Raw genomic sequence first — 23,837 nt, forward strand, 5'->3', positions numbered from 1 at the left:
CGGTGCCTGCCGTTTATCCAGCTTACCCATTGGTAACGTCGGCCTTTCAGCCGTCCAGCCTGGTGAGCAACAGCTCACACCGGTTTGCCAGAGTGACCCGCAGCGGAGCCGCTCGCTCGGCGATGCGCTGTTGGGCTCTGACGTATTCGGCGCGCCCGGCCGGTGTTTCGATGGCGATCGGCTCGAAACCATACTGCGTCAAGTCGTATGGGCTGGCACACATATCGAGTGCGCGTGCGTCGGCCGCCAGATCGAGTGCGTCCATGACCAATTCCGACGGCACCAGCGGGCCCAGTTTGTAGGCCCATTTGTAGGTGTCCATGGCGGCGTGGATGCAGCCGGGCTGCTCGGCGTCGAGCTGCTGCTCCCGGCGCAGTTGCCGGTCGTTGCGGGGAACTGCGGCGTCGGTGAAGAACCGGAATGCATCAAAATGGCTGCACCGTAACGGCATTGACTCGACGACGGCATCGGTTCCGGCGGTGCCCAGCCGCAGCGGAATCTTGTCGTGACGTAGCTGGGGCGCCCGATAGACCATGGCCCACTCGTGCAGTCCGAAGCAGTTCATCCGGGGCGCTCGCGTCGCGGTCGAGCGCATCAACCGGGCCACGAATCGGACCGTCTCGATGCGTGAACGCAGGCAGTCGTCCCCGACAGTGACGCCGTGCGGATGTCGGCCGTACCCGGTGCGCTGCAGATAGGACTCGGCGTCCTCGCCGGCGAGTACCACCCCGAAACCCGGATGCCATAGGCGTAGCTGGCGGGGGCGAAGGCTGTAGTAGGTGAACAGGAAATCCCACACCGGGTGCGGTTCACCGGCGTGTCGGCGCCGCACGTGCGGTGTGAGGAAGTCGTCGGCACGCCGCCGGTGTGATTCTGCTCGTGCAGCCCATTCCGGGGGCGCCAGGACCTGCTCGACAGATCCCGCGCGTCCTTCCATGTCTCCTCCACCAGGCGGCCCGTCGCCGCCGTGCGGCTCGAGCCTACCGATCGGGCCGGGGCCCACTTCGAGGGGTCAGATGCGGTGCGTACCGTCGCGTACTGTTCCGACCAGATCCTCGACCAGGTCTTCCAGCGCGACCATCGCGGTGACGGTTCCGGCCACGCCGCCGTTCTCGTCGTCCGGCGCCTCGTGACCCTGCTCGTCACCCGAGACCACCAGTGCGAGGTGACTGTTGCTTCGCCGCATCCGCGACAGCGCGTCGGGCAGCGGCAACGACGCCGAGACGCGGGGCAGCGGACGCACCATCGTCACGTCCAGTACCGCATCGGGATCGTTGATCTGCGGCAGCACATCCTTGATGTGCAGGTATCCGATGACCGATCCCGACGTGTCGGTCACCGGGAAACGGGAGTAGCCGGTCTCGGTGAGGGCCCGCTCGACCGCACCCACGGTCGGCCCGCTGCCTTCGGCGGCAACGGGTATCGCGTGAATGTCGGTCAACGGCATCGCGACGTCGTTGACCGTCCTGCTGCGCGTCTGCAGTGCCCGGGTCAGGCGACCGTGCTCCTCGGTGTCGAGCAGGCCTTCGGACACCGATTCGGCGATCATCTCCGACAGCTCGACGGTCGACACGGCCGAGGCCAGCTCGTCGACCGGTTCGACACGGAACAGGCGCAGGGTGGCGTTGGCGCACCAGTTGTAGAAGGCGATGAACGGCCGGGCCGCGTTGATGTAGAGCAGATACGGCGGGATCAGCAGCATCGCCGCAGTCTCGGGCCCAGCGATCGCGATGTTCTTCGGCACCATCTCGCCGAGCAGCACATGCAGAATCACCACGACGGCCAGCGCGACGAGGAACGAGACCGTGTGCAGCACGGTGTCGGACACCCCGAACAACGCGAACGGCTTCTCCAACAGATGCGCGACGGCCGGTTCACCGACCCGGCCCAGCAGGATCGAGCAGATCGTGATGCCCAGCTGGGAACCGGCCAGCATCAGCGACAGGTGCTCGCCGGCCCGAATGACCGTGATGGCACTGCGTTTACCCTGTTCGGCCAGGGCCTGCAGCCGGTCCCGGCGGGCCGAGATCAGCGCGAACTCGGCCGCCACGAAGAACGCATTCGCCGCCAGCAGCAGTACCGTCAACAGCACGCCGAGGATGTCACCCATGGCTGTTCCCCCGGTGGCCGAGGCTGGTCAGCTCCAGCAGGTCGATCCGGCGGCCGTCCATCCGGACCACGGTGGCCAGCCAGTGAACGGGTTTGTCGGGATCGCCGTCGGGGTCGAACGCGACGAGCTCCACGGACTCGCCGTTCTCCGGGATGTGGCCGAGTTCCTGCAGGACGAGCCCGCCGATGGTCTCGTATTCACCTTCGGGAGCGCGGAATCCGGTGCCGGTCGCCACCTCGTCGATGCGCAGCAGCCCGGAGACCTGCCAGCCGGCACCGGCCGGCACCACGTCGGGGGTGGCGTCGTCATGCTCGTCGCGTACGTCGCCGACGATCTCCTCGATCAGATCCTCCACGGTCACCATGCCCGCCGTGCCGCCGTATTCGTCGACGACGAGCGCGGTCTGCAACCCGTTGGCGCGGATCTGGGTCATGACGGCGTCGCCGTCGAGGGTCGAAGGCACGGTCGCCACCGGCAAGGCCAGTGCGGCCAGCCGCATCTTGGCGCGGTCCTCGCGCGGAATCGAGAACACCTGTTTGACGTGGACCACGCCGATCGTCTCGTCGAGGTCGCCCTCGACGATGGGGAACCGCGAATATCCGGTGCGGATCGCGGCGGCCATCAGGTCGGCCACCGAATCGCCTGCGTCGAGTACCTCGATCTTGGAGCGCGGAGTCATCAGTTCCTCGGCGATGCGCTCACCGAACTGCAGCGAACGGTGCACCAGCAACGCGGTGGTGGGATCGAGCGACCCGCTGCGGGCCGAGTTCCGGACCAGCGACGCCAGCTCCTGGGCCGAGCGCGCCGAGCGCAGTTCCTCGGCGGGTTCGACGCCGAGGCGGCGGACGATCCAGTTGGCGGTGCCGTTGGTCAGCTTGATGACGGGGGTGAACAGCAACGAGAACAGCAGCTGGAACGGCGCAGCCGCGCGCGCGGTCGGGACCGGGCGGGCCACGGCCAGGTTTTTGGGCACGAGCTCGCCGAACACCATCGACAGCGACGTCGCGATGAGTATCGCCAGGAACAGGGACAGCCCACCGGCGAATCTGGCGGGGATGCCGATGGCATCCAGGCCGGGGCGGATCAGTTCCCCGACGACGGGTTCGGCGAGGTAACCGGTGGCCAGTGTGGTGATCGAGATGCCGACCTGGGCGCCGGAGAGCTGGAATGACAGGGTGCGGTGCGCGCGGCGGACCAGTTGGTCGCGGCGGTCGCCGGAGCGGGCGTTGGCCTCGACCGTGCTGCGTTCCAGCGCGGTCAGCGAGAACTCGGCCGCCACGAACACCGCGGTGCCGACGGTGAGCAGGACGATCGCCAGGATCGACAGCAGGGAGAAGACGAGGTCTGGTGAGCTGCCCATCAGATCCTCACCAGAAATGCGCCGGGCCCGGGGCCCGGCCGACTAGAAGAGGGGTCGTCAGCTTCGGCGGACAGTAGGGACTGGTTTTCCACCCGGAAGGCCGGTTCAGAACCGGAGGCCTCGGTGGGTGCCTGCGGCACGTGAACCCTTTCGTTCGATCTGACGCAGCGGACGAAAGGGCAATGTCCGACCATCCGCGCGATACAGGAAGCTCAATAGTATCGCGGTCACCATCCGGTCGGCAGCGGATGACCCTCGGCGAAACCGGCGGCCGATTGCACGCCCAGCACCACCTTCTCGTGCAGTTCGGTGATGTTGCTGGCCCCGACATAGGTGCAGGTGCTGCGTACCCCCGAAGTGATGTGGTCGAGCAGGTCCTCGACGCCGCCGCGCCCCGGGTCGAGGCTCATCCGCGAGGACGAGATGCCCTCCTCGAACAGAGCCTTGCGGGCGCGGTCGAACGGACTGTCCCCGGCGGTACGGGCGGCCACCGCACGTTTGGAGGCCATGCCGTAGCTCTCCTTGTACGGCCGTTCCTCCCGGTCGTGCAGCAGGTCGCCGGGGGATTCATACGTTCCGGCGAACCATGAGCCGATCATCACGTTGGCGGCGCCGGCGGCCAGCGCCAGTGCCACGTCCCGGGGATGCCGGACACCGCCGTCGGCCCACACCTTTCCGCCGAATTCCTTTGCTGCTGCGGAACATTCGACGACAGCGGAGAACTGCGGGCGTCCCACACCGGTCATCATCCGGGTGGTGCACATCGCGCCGGGCCCGACGCCGACCTTGACGATCGAGGCGCCGGCTTCGATGAGGTCGCGGGTGCCCTCGGCGGAGACCACGTTGCCCGCAGCCAGCGGCAGGCCGAGGTCCAGCGATGCCACCGTCTTGACGGCGTCGAGCATCTTGAGCTGATGCCCGTGTGCGGTGTCGATGACCAGCAGGTCCACCCCGGCCTCGGCCAGTGCGCGGGCCTTGGCGCCGACATCGCCGTTGATCCCGACGGCCGCGGCGATGCGCAGTCGCCCCGTGGCGTCGACGGCCGGCCGGTAGATGCCTGCCCGTACCGCTGCGGTACGGGTCAGAACCCCGGCCAGGGAACCGTCCGGCGAAGTGAGCACCGCGAGATCGATCGGTGCGTGCTCGAGCAGGTCGAACACCTGTCTCGGGTCGGTACCCACCGGGGCGGTGACGAAGTCCGACACCGCGATATCGCGGATCCGGGCGAACCGGTCCACGCCGGCACAGTTGGCCTCGGTGACCAGACCGATCGGGCGTCCCTCGAACACCACGACCGCCGCGCCGTGGGCACGCTTGTGCAGCAGTGCCGCGGCGTCGGCCACCGAGTTCTCGGGGCCCAGCGTCACCGGCGTGTCCACCACCAGGTCGCGGCTCTTGACGAACTCGACGGTGTCGGCGACCACGGTGCTCGGCAGATCCTGTGGCAGCACCACGATGCCGCCGCGCCGGGCGATGGTCTCGGCCATGCGCCGACCCGCCACCGCCGTCATGTTCGCCACCACCACCGGGATGGTGGTGCCGGATCCGTCGGAGGTTGACAGATCGACGTCGAAGCGCGAAGCCACATCCGACCGTCCGGGGACGACGAAGACGTCGTTGTAGGTCAGGTCGTACGGCGGGATGTGTCCGTTCAGGAATCTCACTGCAACCTCACCCAACTGAGCCTACTCAGGCGGGGACCTCGCTGCGGTCGCCGCTCCACAGGGTGTGGAACTTCTGACCGGGCTCGGCGTCGGTGCGCCCGTAGGTGTGCGCACCGAAGAAATCGCGCAGGCCCTGAGTCAGCGCTGCGGGCAGCCGCTCGGTGCGCAACGCGTCGTAGTAGGACAGCGCCGACGAGAATCCGGGGACCGGGATGCCGAGCTGGGTGGCGGTGACGACCACCCGGCGCCAGCTGTCGATCGCCGATTCAACTGCACTGCGGAAATACGGGGCGGCGAGAAGGGTCGGTGACTCAGGATCCTCATCGAAGGCGTCTTTGATCCGGTTGAGGAACTTGGCCCGGATGATGCAACCGCCGCGCCAGATGGTGGCCAGGTCGCCGGGGGTGACGTTCCAGTTGTATTCGGCGCTGCCGGCCTGGATCTGGTTGAAACCCTGTGCGTAGGCGACGATCTTGGACGCGTACAGCGCCTGGCGCACGTCTTCGGTGAACTGGGCGGCGTCGGCCGGAGCGGTGCCGAGGCCGCCGGAGGCCAGCCCGACGGTGGCCTTGCGCTGCGGGACCGAACCGGACAGGGCCCGGGCGAACACGGCCTCGGCGATGCCGGTGACCGGAACCCCGAGGTCCAGGGCGGACTTTACGGTCCAGCGCCCGGTGCCCTTCTGCTCGGCCTCGTCCACGATCACATCGACCAGTGGCCTGCCGGTCTTGGCGTCGACCTGGCGCAGCACCTCGGCGGTGATCTCGACCAGGTAGCTGTCCAGCTCGCCCTTGTTCCACTCGGCGAACACGTCGGCGATCTCGGGGGCGGATTTGCCCAGCCCGTCGCGCAGCAACTGGTAGGCCTCGCCGATCAGCTGCATGTCGGAGTACTCGATACCGTTGTGCACCATTTTCACGAAGTGCCCGGACCCGTCCGGGCCGATGTGCGTACAGCACGGCACGCCGTCGACGTGGGCCGAGATCTCCTCGAGCAGCGGGCCGAGGCTCTTGTAGGACTCCGCGGGGCCGCCGGGCATGATCGACGGGCCGTTGAGTGCGCCCTCTTCACCACCGGAGATGCCCGCGCCGACGAAGTGCAGGCCGCGCTCGCGGATGGCCTTCTCGCGGCGGATGGTGTCGGTGTAGAGCGAGTTGCCACCATCGATGATGATGTCGCCCTCTTCCATGGCGTCGGCGAGCTCGTTGATCACCGCGTCGGTGGCATCGCCGGCTTTGACCATGATCAGCACGCGGCGCGGTTTCTCCAGGGCGTCAAGGAATTCGGCGATGGTCTCACTGCGGACGAACTTGCCTTCCGAACCGTGTTCGGCCAACAGTGCATCGGTCTTGGACACCGAGCGGTTGTGCAGGGCGACGGTGTAGCCGTGCCGGGCGAAGTTGCGGGCGATGTTGGAACCCATCACCGCGAGGCCGGTAACTCCGATCTGCGCAGTAGCGGTGGTGCTCGACGGAGTACTCGACGAAGTCATGCAGCAGCCTTTCGTTGTTTTGTTGTAGTAGAACGCCTGTCGTGCAGAGCGTTATCCGAGACCGGAGAACAGGCGGTGAAGTTCGGTGAGCCAGGGGACCGCGACGGCGACGGTGGGGATCACCAGCACTGCGGCTGCGGTCAGGTAGGCGGTGGCCGCCATGGCCACGCTGTTGGGCTTGCCGCCCAGGCGTCGTACCCGGATCACGGTGGTCGGCCCGCCGGCGGCCAGCGCACCCGAGGGGGTGCGGCCGCTCGCGCAGGCAACCAGCGCCCGGGCCAGGGGAGTGGGGCCTGCGGTCCGGACGGCGGCGTCGTCGGCCAGCAGCTCGATGAGCAGCCGGACGGCATCCAGGGCGTTGGCGCTGCGGACGAACCGCGGGAAGGCGGCGTGGACGGCGGTGAACATCTCCAGGACCAGATCGTGGCGGGCGCGCAGGTGGGCCCGCTCATGGGTGAGGATTGCGGCGATCTCGTTGTCGGACAACGTGGTCAGCGTTCCCTCGCTGACCACGACGCGACTGCGGACGCCGGGCAGGCAGTAGGCGAGCGGCTGGGCGACGTCGAGGATGCGCAGCCCGTCGCCGGCCAGCGGGCGGTGGGCCGTACAGAGGTGGGCCGGAACCGCCTCGCGGGATTTGCCGAGCAGGTCGACCATCATGCGGTGATGGGCGCGCCTGCGCCGGGTGGCCACCGCCACCTGGATCACGGCCAGACAGAGCCGCCCCCCGATGAGCAGGGTGAGCGTGAATACCACGACCAGCAGCAGCCACAGCGGCCAGCCCAGAGCCTCGATCTCGCTGGTGATGGTGGCTGTCGGCCGGCCGTCCGGGCCGGGAACGAACAGCCTGCTCGCGATGGCGATACCGGCCGAGAAGGCCGAGAGTACGGCGGCCAGCGCGATCGACTGCCACAGCACGATGGCCGCACGCGGGGCGCGCAGGGGCCAGGTTGCGCGCGCCAGCACCGCCGGTACCGGCCCGACCAGGGCCAGCGCTACGAGGGTGAAGGCCAGCGCGGACACGCCGTAAGTCTCTCTCAGGCGGTACCGGAATTGCCAGTCGGTCGGGACAGCTCGTGCTTGCTCTCCAGTTCGGCGAGCGCCCGGCGCAAGGCCTGGGCCTCATCGACGCCGACTCGCTCGACGAAATGGACCAGCGCGGCCTGGCGGCTGCCGGAGTCCGCGGCCTGGTCGAGGGCGTCCACCATCAACCCGGCGACCAGCTCGTCGCGGCCGTGCGTGGGCGCATAGCGGTGCGCCCGGTCATCGCGGTGCTGTACGACGAGGTTCTTCTTCGCCAGTCGTTGCAGCACGGTCATGATCGTGGTGTAGGCCAAGTCGCGGTGGGCGGCCAGCGCCTCATGGACTTGCCGCACTGTTTGGGGTTCGGGCTCGGACCATAAGCGGTCCATCACCTCGCGCTCTAGCTCCCCGAGACGCGTCAATTTGGCCATGTTCCGTTCACTCTCCTGAGCAGTAAAGCCAGCGTACTACGGGATTACTACCGTGCGTCGTATGCGGTTGCGGCTGGCCTCTGGACAACTGTCTGCATCGGTCGAGGGCGAGGTCAGCGCCCTTTATCGGGCTTGTTGTGAATCCAGTCACAGCAGGTAGCTCTCGTGCTTCATATGACTATAGTAAGGCTAACCTAAGTCAAACTGAGCCTTCGGAGGTGACATGACGGTCTTGATCGAAGATCCGCTGATCGCGGGCATGGACATCGGGCGGACGCTGCCGCTGCATGAGTCGAGTCGGCGTTTGCGTGAACTGTGTCCGGAGTGTCCGCGGGTCTACGGTGTGGCCGTGGTGGGCGACCTCTCGCGCCGGCGGTGGTGGCCGCTTACGGAGGCGTTGTCCGGGGATCGGCTGCGGGGAATGTTCGACGCCGCGATGGCCGAAACCGGGAACCGGGCCGCCGTCGCGCAGCAGTTGGCCGCCACGTTCACCCATGTGGTGATCGGTCGGGTCGTGCCGCTGTTGGTGCTGGAAGGGCGGGCCTGGGACACCGGATTGGAGAACCTGTGGGTCCATGTCGACTCCGAGGGTGCGATCGACTGGGTCGGCGTCGTCGATCCGACGCTGCGCGGACTGCCCGAGGATTCGTATTACTGCGGCCGGGCCGCCCGGTGCGCGAGCGTTTCTCGCGACGGGATCGTCGCGCTACCCAGTGAGGCGGCGCTGACCACCTGGGTGGCGCATCGCAGTCACCGCGCGCTCGCACCCTTGTTCGCCCGGTTGGCCGACGTCAGTGACGGCGCCGTGTCTGTCGCGGCGATGTGGCACCTGGTCGGCGCGGCGGTGGTCGGCGCGGCCACCCAGGTCCCGCTGCTGGCCGGCTCGAGTGAGGTCGTGAGCATGCGGCGCGGCCAGGCCCTGCTCGATGCGATGGTCGGCTTCGGCCTGCCCGTCCGCGGCTCGGGCCGGGCGGGGAGGGGCTTGTTGAATTAGGGTAGCCTTGCCTAGTATGTGAATACGAGACCAACGGACCGAGCCGGAGTCCTGAGGGCTGCAGAGACCCCCGGTCCGCTCGAGGGCGGGTCCCGCGTACTACGCGGGACCCGCCCGCATCTTTGCGGTGCCACAGCGTGTAGACACGAGGACTGTGACCACTGATTTCCCCGAGGGCCTGGGTAGAGGATTCGATACCGAGCTGGGCCTGACCTATCTGGATCTCACCCCCGACGGCGGTCGCGCACAGCTGACGATCCACGAAAAGCTGTTGCAGCCGTGGGGGATCGTGCACGGCGGCGTGTACTGCTCGATCGTCGAAAGCCTGGCCAGCGTGTCCGGCCACATCTGGTTGTCGGAGAACGGCGGCGGCACGGTCGTCGGGGTCAACAACAACACCGACTTCCTGCGCGCCATCGGTTCGGGCACGGTGACCGCAGTGTCGACGCCGATCCACCGTGGGCGGCGTCAGCAGCTGTGGTTGATCACCATCACCGATGAGGACGACCGCCTGGTGGCGCGCGGCCAGGTGCGGTTGCAGAACATCGCCGAGTAGTCGCCGGCCCGCCGTGCGCGCGCTGCCGAACTCCGCTCGCCGTGGCAATATCGCGCACTATGCGTTTGACCCCGCATGAGCAGGACCGCCTGCTCATCTCGTATGCAGCCGAGCTGGCCCGCCGGAGACAGGCTCGCGGCCTGCGGCTCAATCACCCGGAGGCCGTCGCGGTGATCACCGATCACCTGCTGGAGGGTGCGCGCGACGGTCGTACCGTCGCCGAGTTGATGGTGAGCGGACGAGACGTGCTGACGCGCGGACAGGTGATGGAAGGTGTGCCCGAGATGCTCGACGACGTGCAGGTCGAGGCGACATTCCCCGACGGCACCAAACTGGTTACCGTCCACCACCCGATCGCCTGAGTGATGATCCCAGGCGAGATTCTGTTCGGTGACGGCACCATAGTGCTCAATGCCGGTGCGCCACGGTTGATTCTGGACGTCGTCAACACCGGTGACCGGCCCGTACAAGTCGGCAGTCACGTACACCTGCCACAGGCCAATGCCGCCCTGGATTTCGACCGGGCCGCTGCTCGCGGCCATCGGCTCGACATCCCGGCCGGTACCGCGGTTCGATTCGAACCCGGTGTGGCCCAGCGGATCTCGTTGGTCCCACTCGGTGGCTTGCGCGAGGTACACGGAATCAGTCTCGATCCGCCCGGTCGATTGGACCCTTCATGACCGAATTGACCAGGGCCCGTTACGCGGCGCTGTTCGGCCCGACCGCCGGTGATCGGATCCGCCTGGCCGACACGGACCTGTTCGTCGAGATCACCGAGGACCGCAGCGGCGGCCCCCGCCTGGCCGGCGACGAGGCGGTGTTCGGCGGCGGAAAGGTGCTGCGCGAGTCGATGGGGCAGTCGAGGGCCACCCGGGCCGATGGCGCTCCGGACACCGTCATCACCGGCGTGGTGATCATCGACCACTGGGGGATCATCAAGGCCGACATCGGGATCCGCGATGGCCGCATCGTGGGGATCGGGAAGGCAGGCAACCCCGAAATCATGACCGGGGTGCACCCCGCCCTGGTCGTCGGTCCTTCGACCGAGATCATCGGGGGCAACGGCCGGATCCTGACCGCAGGTGCGATCGACTGCCACGTGCACCTGATCTGTCCGCAGATCATGGCGGAAGCACTCGGTTCCGGTATCACCACGATTGTGGCCGGCGGCACCGGTCCCGCCGAGGGCAGCAAGGCGACCACCGTCACCCCGGGTGCCTGGCACCTGGCCCGGATGCTGGAATCGCTGGACTCCTGGCCGCTCAACGTCGCGCTGCTGGGCAAAGGAAATACCGTCAGCGCGGACGCCTTGTGGGAGCAGTTACGTGGCGGCGCAGCCGGTTTCAAGCTGCACGAGGACTGGGGCACGACGCCGGCGGCCATCGACGCCTGCCTCACCGTCGCCGACGCCGCAGGCGTCCAGGTCAACATCCATACCGACACCCTCAATGAGGCCGGTTTCGTCGAGGACACCCTGGCCGCCATCAAGGGTCGCGGCATCCACGCGTATCACACCGAAGGTGCCGGTGGCGGGCATGCACCCGACATCATCACCGTGGCGGCGCACCCGAATGTGCTGCCCAGTTCGACCAACCCGACCCGGCCGCACACGGTCAACACTCTCGATGAGCACCTCGACATGCTCATGGTGTGCCATCACCTCAATCCGAACGTGCCCGAGGATCTGGCCTTTGCCGAGAGCCGGATCCGGCCCTCGACGATCGCCGCCGAGGACCTGTTGCACGACATCGGGGCGATCTCGATGATCGGCAGTGACGCGCAGGCGATGGGTCGCATCGGTGAGGTGGTCCTGCGGACCTGGCAGACCGCGCACGTGATGAAGCGCAGGCGTGGCGCGCTGGAGGGCGACGGTGCGGCGGACAACAACCGAGTCCGCCGGTACGTGGCGAAATACACCATCTGCCCGGCCGTTGCGCACGGTCTGGACGACGAGATCGGTTCGGTCGAGGTCGGCAAGCTGGCCGATCTGGTGCTGTGGGAACCGGCGTTCTTCGGCGTACGCCCGCACGCGGTGCTCAAGGGCGGAATGATCACCTGGGCGGCCATGGGCGATGCCAACGCCTCAATCCCCACCCCGCAGCCGGTACTGCCCCGCCCGATGTTCGGTGCGGCTCCGGCCGCGGCGGCCGCCACCTCCGTGCATTTCGTCGCGCCGCAGGCAATCGAGGACGGCTTGGCTGAACGCCTCGATATTCGTCGAAAGCTGGCTGCGGTCAAAAATGTTCGGCAGGTGGGCAAGGCTGCGATGCCGCTCAACGATGCGCTGCCGAGTATCGAGGTTGATCCGGACACCTTCACCGTGCGGATCGACGGGCAGGTGTGGCAGGAAGATCCCGCGGTCGAACTGCCGATGGCCCAGCGATATTTCCTGTTCTAGATGACCAGCCTGACAACCCTTCTGAACCTGGCCGATTCGCGGTTGCCGACCGGCGGCCACGTGCATTCCGGTGGTGTCGAGGAGGCGGTGACCAGCGGCCTGCTCACCGACCTGCCCACCCTCCGTGCCTTCCTGATCCGTCGCATCCGCACCAGCGGAATGGTGGCCGCCTCGTTGGCGGTGGCGGTACGCACCGGGGCCATGGATCCCGCGGATGCCGATGCCGAAACCGATGCCCGCACACCGGCTCCGGCGGCGCGTGACGCTTCCCGCGCCCAGGGTCGTGGATTGGTCCGGTTGGCCAGGCGGGTCTGGCCGCTGCAATCGTGGGACGCGCTGGGTCCCCGGCCGCATCTGCCGGTCGCAGCGGGCGCGGTCGGGGCGGCCGCCGGACTGGACGAAAATCAGACCGCACTATCGGTGGTCTATACCACCATGACGGGTTCGGCCACCGCCGCGCAACGGTTGCTCGCGTTGGACCCCACCGACGTCGCGGCCCTGACCTTCGAGCTGTCCGGGTTGTGTGACGACGTGGCCGCGGAGGCGGTCACCGGGTTGGCCGATCTGTCCGACCCGTTGCTCGACGTCCTCGCGCAGCGGCACACCGAACGGGACCGTCCCCTGTTCGTCTCGTAAATCTTCGTCAAGTTCTCGAAAGGCCCACCATGCCACCACATTTCCTCGACGGCGAACCGCACACCCACACCGACCGGCCCAAACGGGTACGCCATCCCGGCGAGCCGCTGCGCATCGGTGTCGGGGGTCCGGTCGGTTCGGGTAAGACGGCGCTGGTCGCGGCGCTGTGCCGGCAGCTGCGCGATGAGTTGTCGCTGGCGGTGTTGACCAACGACATCTACACCACCGAGGACGCCGACTTCCTGCGCCGGCATGCGGTACTGCCCGATGAGCGGATCGCCGCGGTACAGACCGGGGGATGTCCGCACACCGCGATCCGCGACGACATCACCGCGAACCTGGATGCGATCGATGACCTGATCGAGGCCAACCCGGCACTGGATCTGATCCTCGTCGAATCCGGCGGCGACAACCTCACGGCGACGTTCTCGTCGGGGCTGGTGGATGTGCAGATCTTCGTCGTCGACGTGGCCGGGGGAGACAAGGTACCGCGCAAGGGCGGCCCCGGCGTCACGTACTCGGATCTGTTGGTGGTCAACAAGACCGATCTGGCCCCGCTGGTGGGCGCCGACCTCGACGTGATGCGCCGCGACGCGGCCACGGTACGCGCACACCGGCCGACCGCCCTGATCTCACTGACCGAGGATCCGTCCGCGGGTCCGGTACTGGCCTGGGTACGCGAACAGCTCAAGGCCGCGCGGGCAACGTCGGTCTGATGCAGCCGCACGTCGTCATCGTGGCCGCGCCGGGCCGGTTGCCGCGCATCGAGGCCGCCGGTGGTCTGGCCGGACGGTGCACCGAACCCGACACGGTGCACTTGATCTCAACGGCTGCCACACCACTGGGGGGCGACACCCTCACAGTGCGTCTGGTCGTGGAGGCCGGTGCCCGGCTGCGGGTTCGCACCGCTGCGGCCACGCTGGTATTGCCCGGCGCCCACACACTCCGGTCGACGGCGCATTGGGACATCCAGGTGGCCGGGCAGTTGGATCTCGACCCGGAGCCGACTGTGGTGGCAGGCGGTTCGGCGCATTGCACCACCACGCGACTGCAATTGGCCGAACCTGCCCACATACGTATCCGGGAGCGAACCCAGATCGGCCGATCCGGGGAGCGGGAAGGTTTCTGGTCGTCGGCGATGCATGCCGACGTGGCCTCGGCGCCCCTGTTGCGTCATCGGATACAACTCGGCAGTGGAGCAGTGGCCGATGACGAACTGGCTGCCCCTCGGGCCTGCATCAGTGAATTGCGTTATCCCGCATCCTTATTCGAAGGACGCGGAACGGTGCTGGCATTGGCCCGGGGCGGCAGCCTGGCCACCTGGCAAGGTGACCGGCTACCCCCTGACGTCCCAGGGCGCTAGGAAGCCGCCTTCTCGGTTTCCTGCACCGCGGCGGCGATCTCTTCGAGTTCCTCGATCCGGGTACGGGCGTAGGCCTGCTGTTCGGTGATGGTGAGCTGACCGCGCTTGGTGCTCAGGAACGTCACACCCCACGACAACACCGTCACCAGACGACTCTTGAACCCGACGATGTACACCAGGTGCAGCACCAACCAGCACACCCAGGCGAAGAACCCGGAGAACTCGACCGGGCCGACCTTGGCCACCGCCGAGAACCGCGACACCGTCGCCATCGAGCCCTTGTCGAAGTACTCGAACGGCGCCCGGATTTTCGGGCTGGTCCCGGCGACCTCGCGCTTGATCAGCTTGGCGGCGTAACGGCCGCCCTGGATCGCCCCCTGGGCGACACCCGGCACACCGTCCATCGCGGCCATATCGCCGACGACGAAGACATTGGGATGGCCCGGAAGCGTCAGATCCGGCCCCACCTTGACCCGGCCGGCCCGGTCGAGCTCCACCCCGGACTGTTCGGCCAGATCCTTACCGAGCGGGCTTGCCGAGACGCCGGCCGACCACACCTTGCAGGCCGATTCGATCCGCCGCAGCGTGCCGTCGGAGTCCTTGACCGTCAGACCGTTGCGGTCGACGTCGGTGACCATGGCGCCGAGCTGAACCTCGACCCCCATCTTCTCCAGCCGTTCCTGGGCCCGTTTGCCCAGCTTCGGGCCCATCGGTGGCAGGACCGCCGGTGCGGCATCGAGCAGGATCACCCGGGCCTCGGTGGGGTCGATGTGGCGGAAGCTTCCGTGCAGCGTCTGATCCGACAATTCGGCGATCTGCCCGGCCATCTCCACGCCCGTCGGACCGGCACCCACCACGGTGAAGGTGAGTAGCTTGGCCCGACGCACCGGATCACTGGACCGCTCGGCCTGCTCGAACGCGCCGAGGATACGGCCGCGCAGCTCCAGGGCATCGTCGATCGACTTCATGCCGGGAGCGAACTCGGCGAAATGGTCGTTGCCGAAGTACGACTGCCCGGCGCCGGCCGCGATGATCAGACTGTCGTACGGAGTGGAGTAGTGGTGGCCGAGCAGGACCGATTCGACGGTCCGCTTCTCCAGATCGATGTGTGTCACGTCGCCCAACAGCACCTGGGCATTCTTCTGCTTGCGCAGGATCACTCGGGTGGCCGGGGCAATCTCGCCCTCGGAGATGATCCCGGTGGCCACCTGGTACAGCAACGGCTGGAACAGGTGGTGCGTGGTGCGGGCGATCAGCTTGACGTCGACGTCGGCACGTTTGAGGGTCTTGGCGGCGGTCAGACCGCCGAAACCCGATCCGATGATGACTACCTTGTGCCGATCCGATGCCGTAGCTCCGGCATGGCTCATTGCTGCTCCTCGCGGACGTGTTTGCCACTCGTATAACGAATAGGTTAGACGGCGGTATTCCGATCAGTGCGGTGAGATGGCTAACCGAACCGAATGTTTACCCGTAGATAAGTGGTTTCAACTCTTCGGCCACCGCGGTGATGCCACCCGGCACGTAACCGCCCGTGGTCACCGGGCTGAGGATGACCCCGTCGACCCCGGCATCGAGGACCTTCGTCTTGACCTGTTCGGCGACCTGCGCTGGGCTGCCGAACACCACATTCTGCTTCACCTCGTCGGGAATCATGTCCGCGGTGACGTGGTCGCCGATCATTGCGAAGACCAGCATGCTGGTCTCCAGTGTTGCCGGGTCGCGGTCGATTTCCTCGCAACGCTGTCTGACCACCTGAACTTTGCGGGGCAGTTCGTCGAACCCCGCGATGATGTTGAGGTGGTCGAAATACCGCGCCGCCAACGGGATGGTCTTCTTCTCGCCGCTGCCGCCGATCATCAGCGGAATGTGTTCGCGGAAGCGCGGTTCGGCAAAGGCGTCCTGGGTGCGGTAGTAGTTCCCGTCGATACTGACGCGTTCGCCGGCGAGCATCGGCACGATGATCTGCAGTGCCTCGTCGAGCTTCTCGAATCGCTCGGTGAAGGTGCCGAATTCGAAACCGAGGCTGTCGTGCTCGAGTTCGAACCAGCCGGTCCCGATACCCAGAACGGCCCGGCCCGCGCTGACCACGTCGAGAGTGGTGATGGACTTGGCCAGCAGAGTCGGGTTTCGGTAGGTGTTGCCTGTCACCAACGTGCCCAGGTGTACTTCTTGGGTTGCCTGCGCCAATGCGCCGAGAGCGGTGTAGGCCTCCAGCATCGGCTGATCGGGAGTACCGATCTGTGGCAGCTGGTACAGGTGGTCCATCACGAACACCGAATCGAATCCGGCGGACTCGGCCTCGCGGGCCTGGGCGATGACGGTGGGGAACAGCTCGGCGACGCCGGTGCCGTAGGTGAAGTTGGGAATCTGGAGTGCGAGTCGGATCGTCACTCCATCTACCGTAACCCTCTAGCCCAGAGTGGCCAACGCTCCGCGGCTGACGTGCATCGTCTGCCCGGTGATGTGGCGGGCGGCCGGCGTGCTCAAAAACACTGCAAGACGGGCGAACTCGTCGGCAACCGACGGCGGCGTGGTGCCGAGACCGTCATAGCTCGGCTGGGCGGAGAGACCGGGGGCGATGGCGTTGACGGTGATTCCGCGGGTGCCGAAGTACGTTGCCTGGCCGGCGGTCCAGTCGCCGAGAGCCGCCTTGACCGCGGCTTCGATGCTGCCTTCGCGTGGGCTTGCGGGCACCACGTTGATGATCGAGCCGCCCGAGCTCAGCTGATCGCCGACGATCTGCACGGTCAGCACGGCCGACACCACGGTGGCATCCAACGCGTTGCGCCAGGCGGTGGCCTGGTCGGCGAGTGTGAAGGTGCGGGGGTCCTTGGCCTCGAACAGCGGGGCCGGGACATTGACCAGAGTGTCCAGGTGATGGGGGAACTGGGCACGGGCGTTCTCGAGGCTGGCGGGATCGGTGTTGTCGAACACGATCGAGGAGATGTCGAGCTGTTTGGCCGCCAACTCCAGATCTTCGCGACGGGAGCCGGCAATGGTCACGTTGTGGCCGGCATCGAGGAAACCCGCCGCAATTGCGCGGCCGAGTTCGGTATCGCCGCCGGTGACCAGCACCTCCGCCATGATGTACCTCCAAGTACCTGGGGGTCGCCGCGCCGGACGCGGGCAACCACGGGTCAATGTTACTGGACGGTAGCTAGGTCGGGAAACTCGGCGCGCCCGTCGTCGGCTCGCATAAGGTGGCCGACGTGGTCGACAAGGCGGTGTCGTGACGAATTCGCCACGGCTTCCGCACTGGATCTATCTCCCTGCCGCGGTGGGTGCGATATTCGTCATGCTGCCCTTGGCCGCGATGGTGGCGAAGGTGGACTGGCCGCAGTTCGGGTCACTGATCTCCAGCCCGTCGTCGACGGCGGCGTTGAAGCTCAGCCTGAAGACGTCGCTGGCCAGCACGGTGCTGTGTGTGCTGTTCGGGGTCCCGTTGGCGTTGGTGCTGGCCCGCACCGAAGGATTCCTCACCCGAATCGTGCGGCCGCTGATCCTGTTGCCGCTGGTCCTGCCGCCGGTGGTCGGCGGTATCGCGTTGCTGTACGCATTCGGGCGACTGGGGTTGGTCGGCCGGTACCTGGAGGCAGCCGGGGTGCACATCGCGTTCACCACGGTGGCGGTGATCCTGGCCCAGACCTTCGTGTCCCTGCCGTTCCTGGTCATATCGCTGGAAGGTGCCGCGCGCACCGCCGGCGCCGATTTCGAGGTCGTGGCGGCGACTCTGGGTGCGCCCCCGGGAACCGTGTGGTGGCGGGTGACGCTGCCCTTGCTGGGGCCGGGCCTGATCTCGGGAGCCGTCCTGGCATTCGCGCGATCCCTGGGCGAGTTCGGTGCCACGTTGACGTTCGCAGGGTCACGCCAGGGAGTGACGCGCACCCTGCCTCTGGAGGTCTATCTCCAGCGCGAGAGCGACGCCGACGCCGCCGTCGCCCTGTCGGTGCTGCTGGTGGCGGTGGCGGCCGTCGTGGTCATCGGGCTCGGCAGTCGTCGGCTGCGGGCGGGCGGATGGTCATGACGCTGCAGGTGCGAGTTGTCGTCGAAAACCGGGGCTTGGACCTGGAATTCGAGGTAGCGGCCGGTGAGGTGCTGGCGGTGCTGGGCCCCAACGGCGCCGGCAAGTCGACCACGCTGCACTCCATCGCCGGACTGGTCGGCCTGGATGCCGGGCGGGTGCAGGTGGGGGACCGGGTGCTGACCGATACGGCCGCCGGGGTGCACGTGCCCACGCATGACCGTCGGGTCGGCTTGCTGCTGCAGGACTCGCTGCTGTTTCCGCACCTGAGCGTGCTGTCCAACGTGGCATTCGGTGCGCGCAGTGGGCATCGGGCAGGGCACCGCGCTGCCGATGAGAGTGCTCGCCGGTGGTTGGCCGAGGTCGACGCGACGGATCTTGCCGATCGGCGGCCGCGCAGGCTTTCGGGTGGCCAGGCGCAACGGGTGGCGCTGGCCAGGGCGCTGGCCGCCGATCCCGAAGTGCTGCTGCTCGATGAACCATTGGCGGGGTTGGACGTGGCGGTGGCGGCGTCGATGCGCAAGGTGTTGCGCCGCGTTCTCGCTACTGGCGGCAGGTGCGCGGTGCTGATCACCCATGACCTGCTCGATGTCCTGACGCTGGCCGACCGAGTGGTCGTGGTGGAGGATGGACGCATCGTCGAAAGTGGTTCTGTGGCAGAAGTATTGGCTACGCCGAAGAGTCACTTCGCGGCAAGGTTCGCCGGTGTCAACTTGATCGGCGGCACCGCGGGCGCCGATGGCGTGCTGACCACCCCGTGGCAGGCGAAGTGGTACGGCACGCCGGCGGTCGACGTGCAGCCGGGCGCCCCGGCCGTCGCGCTGTTCTCCCCGGCGGCGGTCTCGGTGTATCGCGACGAACCCCACGGCAGTCCGCGCAACACCGTCGCGGTGACGGTCGCCGAGCTGGACAGCCGGGGGCCGGGCATCCGGGTGCGGGCCGATGAGCAGCCCGACGGCGCACCCGGCCTGGCCGCTGACATCACCGCGGAGGCGGCCGCCGAGCTTCGGCTGACCCCGGGCGACACCGTGTACCTGTCGGTGAAGGCGCAGGAGGTAGCCGTCCACCCGGCGGGGCACCGGAAGTGACCCGGGGTTCTCCACGTAACGCGGGCGAGTGCAGTCCCGAATCACCTGTTGAGGGTCCGGTCCGGCGAATGTCGGCGAGCGGGTTGCCAGCTCCGGCGTGGCGCCCGGCACGCTCGCGCCTTAGCAATCGTCATAATTGTATTTACCTGGGACTTTCCTGTGATCAGCAATTTTACTTTTGAGCACTCTAAGAGCAACTCACACTTGCGTCACGGCCGTAACACGGTAGTTTCTTCCACATGGACGAGTCGGATGCGATGTCACATCGGCGCAGAGGTCTGTCGAACAAGCTGGCACTGGTTGCGCTGACCGGTGCAACCGCCGTGGCCGTTGCGCTGCCGGCGGTGGCGTATGCGGATCCCGAGCCGGCACCCCCGGCGCCGGCGCCCGCCCCAGCTGTGCCCGGTGCCCCCGCTCCGGCTGCTCCCGCCCCAGCTGCTCCCGCCCCGGCTGCTCCCGCCCCAGCTGCCCCGGCTCCCGGAGCGCCTGTGCCCGCGTCGCCTGCGCCTGCCCCTGCAGATCCGAACGCCCCGGCTCCGGCCCCCGCACCTGCTCCCGCAGATCCCAACGCCCCGGCCCCGGCCCCCGCGCCGGAGCCCGGCCGAGTGGACAACGCAGCGGGCGGCTTCAGCTACGTCGTACCCGGCGGGTGGAAGGTGTCCGACGCGACCCAGTTGTCATACGGCCAGGCGTTGTTGACCCAGATCCCGCCGGAGGGCACGCCCGAGCCCCCGAACGACACCAGCGTGCTGCTCGGGCGTCTGGATCTGAAGCTGTTCGCCGGCGCCGAAGCCGACAATGCCAAGGCCGCCGTTCGCCTGGCCTCCGATATGGGTGAATTTTTCATGCCCTTCCCCGGAACCCGGGTGAATCAGGAGACCGTTCCACTCGATGCCAACGGGCTCACCGGTGTCGCCTCCTACTACGAGGTGAAGTTCACCGATACCAACAAGCCGAACGGCCAGATCTGGGCCGGTGTGGTCGGTGCACCGCCGGCCCCAGGAACCCCGCGCGGGCAGCGTGCTCCGGAACGCTGGTTCGTGGTCTGGCTGGGTACTGCGACGCATCCGGTGGACAAGGCCGCCGCTGCGACGTTGGCCAACTCGATCCGGCCGTGGACGCCTCCGCCGGCGGCCGCTCCTGACCCCAACGCACCGCCACCGCCTGCCGACCCGGCCCATCCCGGTGTTGGGGTGCCGGTACCGGTCACAAACGCTCCGCCGGAGATGCAGCCCCCGGCCTGATGCCGGGTGGTTGATCGATGATCTATCTTTCCCGGGAACCCATCCCAATCGTTACGTTTGTGGAGTAGACGTAGGTGCTAACTACTCGTCGTGACTAGGGAGACTTCCTGTGGGAAACATCATCGGCACGATTATCTTCGGCGCGATCATCGGGGTTCTGGCGCGTCTGGTCGTTCCCGGAAAGCAAGCCATGGGGTGGATAATCACCATCGTCATCGGCATTGTCGGCGCGCTTGTCGGATATTGGCTCTGGGGCCAGATCGCCAGCCCTGGGAATGCCAACACCGGTGGAATCGACTGGATCCGCTGGTTGATAAGCATTGCCGTGGCAGTGGTCCTCACTCTCGGATATACGGCGCTCACTCGCAAGAAGTAAGGCCTTCTCGATACGCGTGTTTCTCGATCGGTGATTCCGCTATGACTGGTCGGAATGGTCCACCGGACCCGTTGACAGGTGCTTGGTCATGACCACCGGGACCATGAGGGCCTGGCAGGTCGTCACGCCCGGTCCGGTGAGTTCGCATCCGCTGCAACGGGTAACCGTGCCCACCCCGCAGCCCGGGCCTGACGAACTGCTCGTCAAGGTTCTGGCCTGCGGGGTGTGTCGGACCGATCTGCATGTGGCCGAAGGGGATCTGGCCGTACACCGGCCACGGGTGATCCCCGGGCACGAGGTGGTCGGGGAGGTTGTCGCGGTCGGTGCCGATACCGGCGGCGGGTTCGCCCCCGGTGATCGGGTAGGTGTGGCGTGGCTGCGGCACACCTGCGGGCAGTGTGTCTATTGCCTACGGGGTCGGGAAAATCTCTGTCCGTCCTCGCTGTACACGGGCTGGGACGCCGACGGCGGCTATGCCGAATTCACCACCGTTCCCGACGCTTTCGCGTTGCGGTTGCCGACCGGATATTCCGATGTCGAGCTGGCGCCGCTGTTGTGCGCGGGCATCATCGGCTACCGCGCTCTGTTACGCGCCGACCTGCCTCCGGGCGGACGGCTGGGACTCTACGGTTTCGGCGGCAGCGCGCACCTGACGGCGCAGGTGGCGTTGGCGCAGGGCGCCCGGGTGCATGTGATGACCCGTGGCGAGCGCGCCCGGGAACTCGCACTGGCGCTGGGTGCGTCGTCGGTGCAGGGCAGTGCCGATATGCCGCCCGAACCTTTGGATGCCGCAATCCTGTTCGCGCCGGTGGGGGATCTGGTGCTGCCTGCGTTGGCGGCACTGGACCGCGGCGGTGTCCTGGCCATCGCGGGCATTCACCTCAGCGACATTCCGACCTTGAACTATCAACAGCACGTGTTCTTCGAACGCGAGATTCGGTCGGTAACTGCCAACACCCGTGCCGATGCCCGCGATTTCCTGGCGTTCGCGGGTGCACACCGGATGGTGGTCAGCACTCCCGAGTACGCCCTGGACCGTGCCGGTGATGCGTTGGCCGACCTCGGTGCCGGACGTGTGGCGGGTGCTGCGGTGTTGCGGGTTTAGCTCAGAGCGCTGCGAGCGCGGCGCCAAGTCGGCCGTCGAGGTCGCCGTGACCGAAGGCGTACAGAGGGCCGAACCCGTCGTTGATCACCCGGATGAGGCGGGCCATCCCGCGAGCGTTGACCGGCAGCGGTGAATGCAGCCGCAGGGTGATGGCATCGATCGTGGCCTCGGCTGTGGAAATATTCTTGCGGTGCAACGGCATTCGTGACGACCACAGGATGCTGTCATTGCGGCTCTCGCTAACGCAGCGGCGCAGCAACCGGGCGATGGCTTCCCGTTCGGAGATCGACGTGAGTCGCGTGGCGCGGGCCGCGATGGCGCTGCCCGGGGGTGCCGGAGTGCCGACGGCCAGCATGGCGTCGAGGCGGCCGGATCGAATCCGTGCGGTCAGGCGGGCTCGAATGGACGCGCGCCGGAGGACGGGTGCACGACGGGGTGTGAGCGCTGAAATCGCAGAAATTCGGTTGTCGTTCATGGCGATACCTCGTAGTTCCCGTGGTGCTCGAATCCGGAATACATGACTATCTAAGACGGTACGCCGGTCACGGATGACTAGTCAAACCAATTTAGCGGTCACGGCGGTACGCTTGGCATCATGACGACGAGGTGGGCCGGCGACACCGAGACCAAACCCGCGCCCGGGCAGTTGGCCCGGATTCAGGCCTTGGTCAACACCATCGAATTGCCCGTCGGAACGGATCGCCTCGCCCGTCCTGACGACGCGGCACCGTGGCTGGCCGCCAACGGGTGGCTCGCTGCCGGTGCCAGCCCGACAGCGGCCGAGCTCGACCAGGTGCGCAAGGTGCGCGAGGCGCTGCGTGCGCTGCTGATCCACCACAGCGGCGGCACCGCACCGCAGGCCGATCATCTGGCGGCACTGAAGGCGCTCACCGATACCTCGACCGCGAAGGTCGACCTGACTCCCGAAGGGCAGGTGCACTTGTCGGCGGCAGGTGAGGGCGTGGGCGAGCGCCTACTCGAGGTGCTGCTGGTGATGCGCGACGCGCAGCGGGACGGTACCTGGGCCCGTCTGAAGGCATGTGCGAACGACGAATGCACGTGGGCTTTCTATGACCGGTCCCGCAACCACGGTGGTACCTGGTGCGACATGTCCAGCTGCGGGAACATGCTGAAGAACCGTGAGTTCAGGGCGCGGAGACGCGGCGGCAGTTAGGTCGACAGGTGCCACACCACGGCGGCGGCCAGTGCGCCGATCCCGTTGAGTGACCAGTGCAGGGCGATCGGCGCGATCAGGCTGCCGCTGCGTCGGCGCAGCCAGGTGAACACGAAGCCGGCGATGCCGGTGGCGATCACGGCGAGCACTACACCGGCGACCATGCCGAACAGGCCGCCGCCAAACAGTCGGGTGAACCCGACGTTCTCGCTCGTCAGGCCCAGCGAACTGGCGATGTGCCAGAGACCGAACAACAGCGAGCCACCCGCGGCGACGCCGCGAAACCCCCAGGCCCGGTTGAGGGCTCCGTGCAGTACCCCGCGAAACGCCAGTTCCTCGGGGATCACGGTTTGCAGCGGGATGATCACCATCGACGCCAGAAGCGCGCCCGAGATGGTGGCGTAGTTGTCGTTCATGAACATCGGCCGCGTCCACGGCAGCGCCGCCCCGATCGCGATCACCGAGACCACCAGGGCGACAGCACCGAGCGCGTACCCGGCGCCCGCGCGCCAGTGCTCGCGGCCCAGTCCGAGTTCCGTCCACCCCAGGCCACGGGCCCGCACCAGGATCAACAGGCCGACCGCGGCGGCCGGGACGGTGGCGATACTGGCCCACGGGGTGGTGAAGTGCGCGATCAGGTTGGTCAGCGTGAGGATGACGACGACGATGCCGATGTCGGCATAGATCCGGAAGCGATGCAACGCAGAGAGCTGGGCCACCAGCGGATGTGGGTGCGCGGCCACGGCGCTCTGATCAGACATAACTCGGCAATCGTACCGGTGCAGCGCAATTACCCAGG

26 protein-coding genes are annotated in these 23,837 nt (G+C 67.3%); 14 read left to right on the forward strand and 12 right to left on the reverse strand.

Features of this window, described 5'->3' with window-relative positions; translation table 11 throughout:
• Positions 1 to 46 precede the first annotated feature (46 nt).
• From G6N44_RS02995 to G6N44_RS03025, 7 genes are all read right to left on the reverse strand, one after another.
• The gene (locus G6N44_RS02995) at positions 47 to 937 is read right to left on the reverse strand and encodes a 3-methyladenine DNA glycosylase (RefSeq protein ID WP_163660989.1); all 891 of its coding nucleotides are present in this window, start codon (positions 935 to 937) and stop codon (positions 47 to 49) included.
• A gap of 75 nt (positions 938 to 1,012) precedes the next feature.
• On the reverse strand, positions 1,013 to 2,110 hold the full coding sequence (locus tag G6N44_RS03000; protein ID WP_163660990.1) for a hemolysin family protein: 1,098 nt from the start codon (positions 2,108 to 2,110) through the stop codon (positions 1,013 to 1,015).
• A complete protein-coding gene (locus tag G6N44_RS03005) occupies positions 2,103 to 3,470 on the reverse strand; it encodes a hemolysin family protein (protein WP_163660992.1) in 1,368 nt (455 codons plus the stop codon). Before G6N44_RS03005 ends, G6N44_RS03000 begins: the two co-directional genes overlap by 8 nt.
• A 227-nt stretch (positions 3,471 to 3,697) precedes the next feature.
• The gene (locus tag G6N44_RS03010; protein ID WP_163660994.1) at positions 3,698 to 5,134 is read right to left on the reverse strand and encodes a GuaB1 family IMP dehydrogenase-related protein; all 1,437 of its coding nucleotides are present in this window, start codon (positions 5,132 to 5,134) and stop codon (positions 3,698 to 3,700) included.
• A gap of 25 nt (positions 5,135 to 5,159) precedes the next feature.
• Positions 5,160 to 6,626 carry an NADP-dependent phosphogluconate dehydrogenase gene (gene gndA, locus G6N44_RS03015; RefSeq protein WP_163660996.1) on the reverse strand — a complete coding sequence of 489 codons (1,467 nt, stop codon included), beginning with the start codon at positions 6,624 to 6,626 and terminating at the stop codon, positions 5,160 to 5,162.
• 51 nt (positions 6,627 to 6,677) lie between these two features.
• Complete coding sequence (locus tag G6N44_RS03020; protein ID WP_163660998.1) at positions 6,678 to 7,649, reverse strand: M56 family metallopeptidase; 972 nt, start codon at positions 7,647 to 7,649, stop codon at positions 6,678 to 6,680.
• 14 nt (positions 7,650 to 7,663) lie between these two features.
• Positions 7,664 to 8,080: a BlaI/MecI/CopY family transcriptional regulator gene (locus G6N44_RS03025; protein WP_163661000.1), complete on the reverse strand. Its 417-nt coding sequence runs from the start codon at positions 8,078 to 8,080 to the stop codon at positions 7,664 to 7,666.
• 223 nt (positions 8,081 to 8,303) lie between these two features.
• Here G6N44_RS03025 and G6N44_RS03030 point away from each other — a divergent pair, with 223 nt between their 5' ends.
• The 8 genes from G6N44_RS03030 to G6N44_RS03065 all read left to right on the forward strand — a co-directional run bounded on the left by G6N44_RS03030 (position 8,304) and on the right by G6N44_RS03065 (position 14,027).
• Entirely contained in the window at positions 8,304 to 9,074 is a 771-nt protein-coding gene (locus G6N44_RS03030; protein ID WP_163661002.1) for an iron reductase, read from the forward strand.
• A 154-nt stretch (positions 9,075 to 9,228) separates the two neighbouring features.
• Entirely contained in the window at positions 9,229 to 9,630 is a 402-nt protein-coding gene (locus G6N44_RS03035; RefSeq protein WP_163661004.1) for a PaaI family thioesterase, read from the forward strand.
• Between the two features lie 59 nt (positions 9,631 to 9,689).
• Entirely contained in the window at positions 9,690 to 9,992 is a 303-nt protein-coding gene (locus G6N44_RS03040) for an urease subunit gamma (protein WP_163661007.1), read from the forward strand.
• Positions 9,993 to 9,995: 3 nt separating this feature from the next.
• Positions 9,996 to 10,310 carry an urease subunit beta gene (locus G6N44_RS03045; RefSeq protein ID WP_163669527.1) on the forward strand — a complete coding sequence of 105 codons (315 nt, stop codon included), beginning with the start codon at positions 9,996 to 9,998 and terminating at the stop codon, positions 10,308 to 10,310.
• Entirely contained in the window at positions 10,307 to 12,028 is a 1,722-nt protein-coding gene (locus G6N44_RS03050) for an urease subunit alpha (protein ID WP_163661010.1), read from the forward strand. The genes G6N44_RS03045 and G6N44_RS03050 overlap by 4 nt, the downstream gene beginning before the upstream one ends.
• A complete protein-coding gene (locus G6N44_RS03055; RefSeq protein ID WP_163661012.1) occupies positions 12,029 to 12,664 on the forward strand; it encodes an urease accessory protein UreF in 636 nt (211 codons plus the stop codon).
• Positions 12,665 to 12,693: 29 nt separating this feature from the next.
• Positions 12,694 to 13,380, forward strand: coding sequence for an urease accessory protein UreG (gene ureG, locus G6N44_RS03060; protein WP_163661014.1), 687 nt, complete (start codon positions 12,694 to 12,696; stop codon positions 13,378 to 13,380).
• Positions 13,380 to 14,027, forward strand: a complete 648-nt coding sequence (locus G6N44_RS03065; protein ID WP_163661016.1) for an urease accessory protein UreD — start codon at positions 13,380 to 13,382, stop codon at positions 14,025 to 14,027. Before ureG ends, G6N44_RS03065 begins: the two co-directional genes overlap by 1 nt.
• On the opposite strand, the gene G6N44_RS03070 is transcribed toward G6N44_RS03065, so the two are convergent.
• The 3 genes from G6N44_RS03070 to G6N44_RS03080 all read right to left on the reverse strand — a co-directional run bounded on the left by G6N44_RS03070 (position 14,024) and on the right by G6N44_RS03080 (position 17,114).
• Positions 14,024 to 15,397 carry a type II NADH:quinone oxidoreductase Ndh gene (locus G6N44_RS03070; RefSeq protein WP_163661018.1) on the reverse strand — a complete coding sequence of 458 codons (1,374 nt, stop codon included), beginning with the start codon at positions 15,395 to 15,397 and terminating at the stop codon, positions 14,024 to 14,026. The two genes, G6N44_RS03065 and G6N44_RS03070, sit on opposite strands and share 4 nt — an antisense overlap.
• Before the next feature lie 97 nt (positions 15,398 to 15,494).
• Positions 15,495 to 16,421, reverse strand: a complete 927-nt coding sequence (locus G6N44_RS03075; protein WP_163661020.1) for an LLM class F420-dependent oxidoreductase — start codon at positions 16,419 to 16,421, stop codon at positions 15,495 to 15,497.
• A gap of 18 nt (positions 16,422 to 16,439) precedes the next feature.
• The gene (locus tag G6N44_RS03080) at positions 16,440 to 17,114 is read right to left on the reverse strand and encodes an SDR family oxidoreductase (protein ID WP_163661022.1); all 675 of its coding nucleotides are present in this window, start codon (positions 17,112 to 17,114) and stop codon (positions 16,440 to 16,442) included.
• Positions 17,115 to 17,325: 211 nt separating this feature from the next.
• Here G6N44_RS03080 and G6N44_RS03085 point away from each other — a divergent pair, with 211 nt between their 5' ends.
• The 5 genes from G6N44_RS03085 (at position 17,326) to G6N44_RS03105 (ending at position 21,864) form a co-directional block, all read left to right on the forward strand.
• Positions 17,326 to 18,054 (forward strand): ABC transporter permease, encoded by a 729-nt coding sequence (locus G6N44_RS03085; protein ID WP_276039389.1) that lies wholly within the window; start codon positions 17,326 to 17,328, stop codon positions 18,052 to 18,054.
• Entirely contained in the window at positions 18,051 to 19,139 is a 1,089-nt protein-coding gene (locus G6N44_RS03090) for a sulfate/molybdate ABC transporter ATP-binding protein (protein WP_163661026.1), read from the forward strand. The genes G6N44_RS03085 and G6N44_RS03090 overlap by 4 nt, the downstream gene beginning before the upstream one ends.
• A gap of 239 nt (positions 19,140 to 19,378) precedes the next feature.
• Positions 19,379 to 20,383 (forward strand): alanine and proline-rich secreted protein Apa, encoded by a 1,005-nt coding sequence (locus G6N44_RS03095; protein ID WP_163661028.1) that lies wholly within the window; start codon positions 19,379 to 19,381, stop codon positions 20,381 to 20,383.
• Between the two features lie 109 nt (positions 20,384 to 20,492).
• A complete protein-coding gene (locus tag G6N44_RS03100; protein ID WP_163661029.1) occupies positions 20,493 to 20,759 on the forward strand; it encodes a GlsB/YeaQ/YmgE family stress response membrane protein in 267 nt (88 codons plus the stop codon).
• Positions 20,760 to 20,862: 103 nt separating this feature from the next.
• Positions 20,863 to 21,864 (forward strand): zinc-binding alcohol dehydrogenase family protein, encoded by a 1,002-nt coding sequence (locus G6N44_RS03105; RefSeq protein ID WP_163669530.1) that lies wholly within the window; start codon positions 20,863 to 20,865, stop codon positions 21,862 to 21,864.
• Position 21,865: 1 nt separating this feature from the next.
• Here G6N44_RS03105 and G6N44_RS03110 read toward each other — a convergent pair whose 3' ends face one another.
• Entirely contained in the window at positions 21,866 to 22,339 is a 474-nt protein-coding gene (locus G6N44_RS03110) for a hypothetical protein (protein ID WP_163661032.1), read from the reverse strand.
• Positions 22,340 to 22,459: 120 nt separating this feature from the next.
• Here G6N44_RS03110 and G6N44_RS03115 point away from each other — a divergent pair, with 120 nt between their 5' ends.
• On the forward strand, positions 22,460 to 23,038 hold the full coding sequence (locus G6N44_RS03115; protein ID WP_163661034.1) for a CGNR zinc finger domain-containing protein: 579 nt from the start codon (positions 22,460 to 22,462) through the stop codon (positions 23,036 to 23,038).
• Here the strand turns inward: G6N44_RS03115 and G6N44_RS03120 are convergent.
• Entirely contained in the window at positions 23,035 to 23,799 is a 765-nt protein-coding gene (locus G6N44_RS03120) for a CPBP family intramembrane glutamic endopeptidase (protein ID WP_163661036.1), read from the reverse strand. The genes G6N44_RS03115 and G6N44_RS03120 overlap by 4 nt on opposite strands.
• Positions 23,800 to 23,837 lie beyond the last annotated feature (38 nt).

This window comes from Mycolicibacterium alvei, from assembly GCF_010727325.1.
Lineage (GTDB): Bacteria > Actinomycetota > Actinomycetes > Mycobacteriales > Mycobacteriaceae > Mycobacterium > Mycobacterium alvei.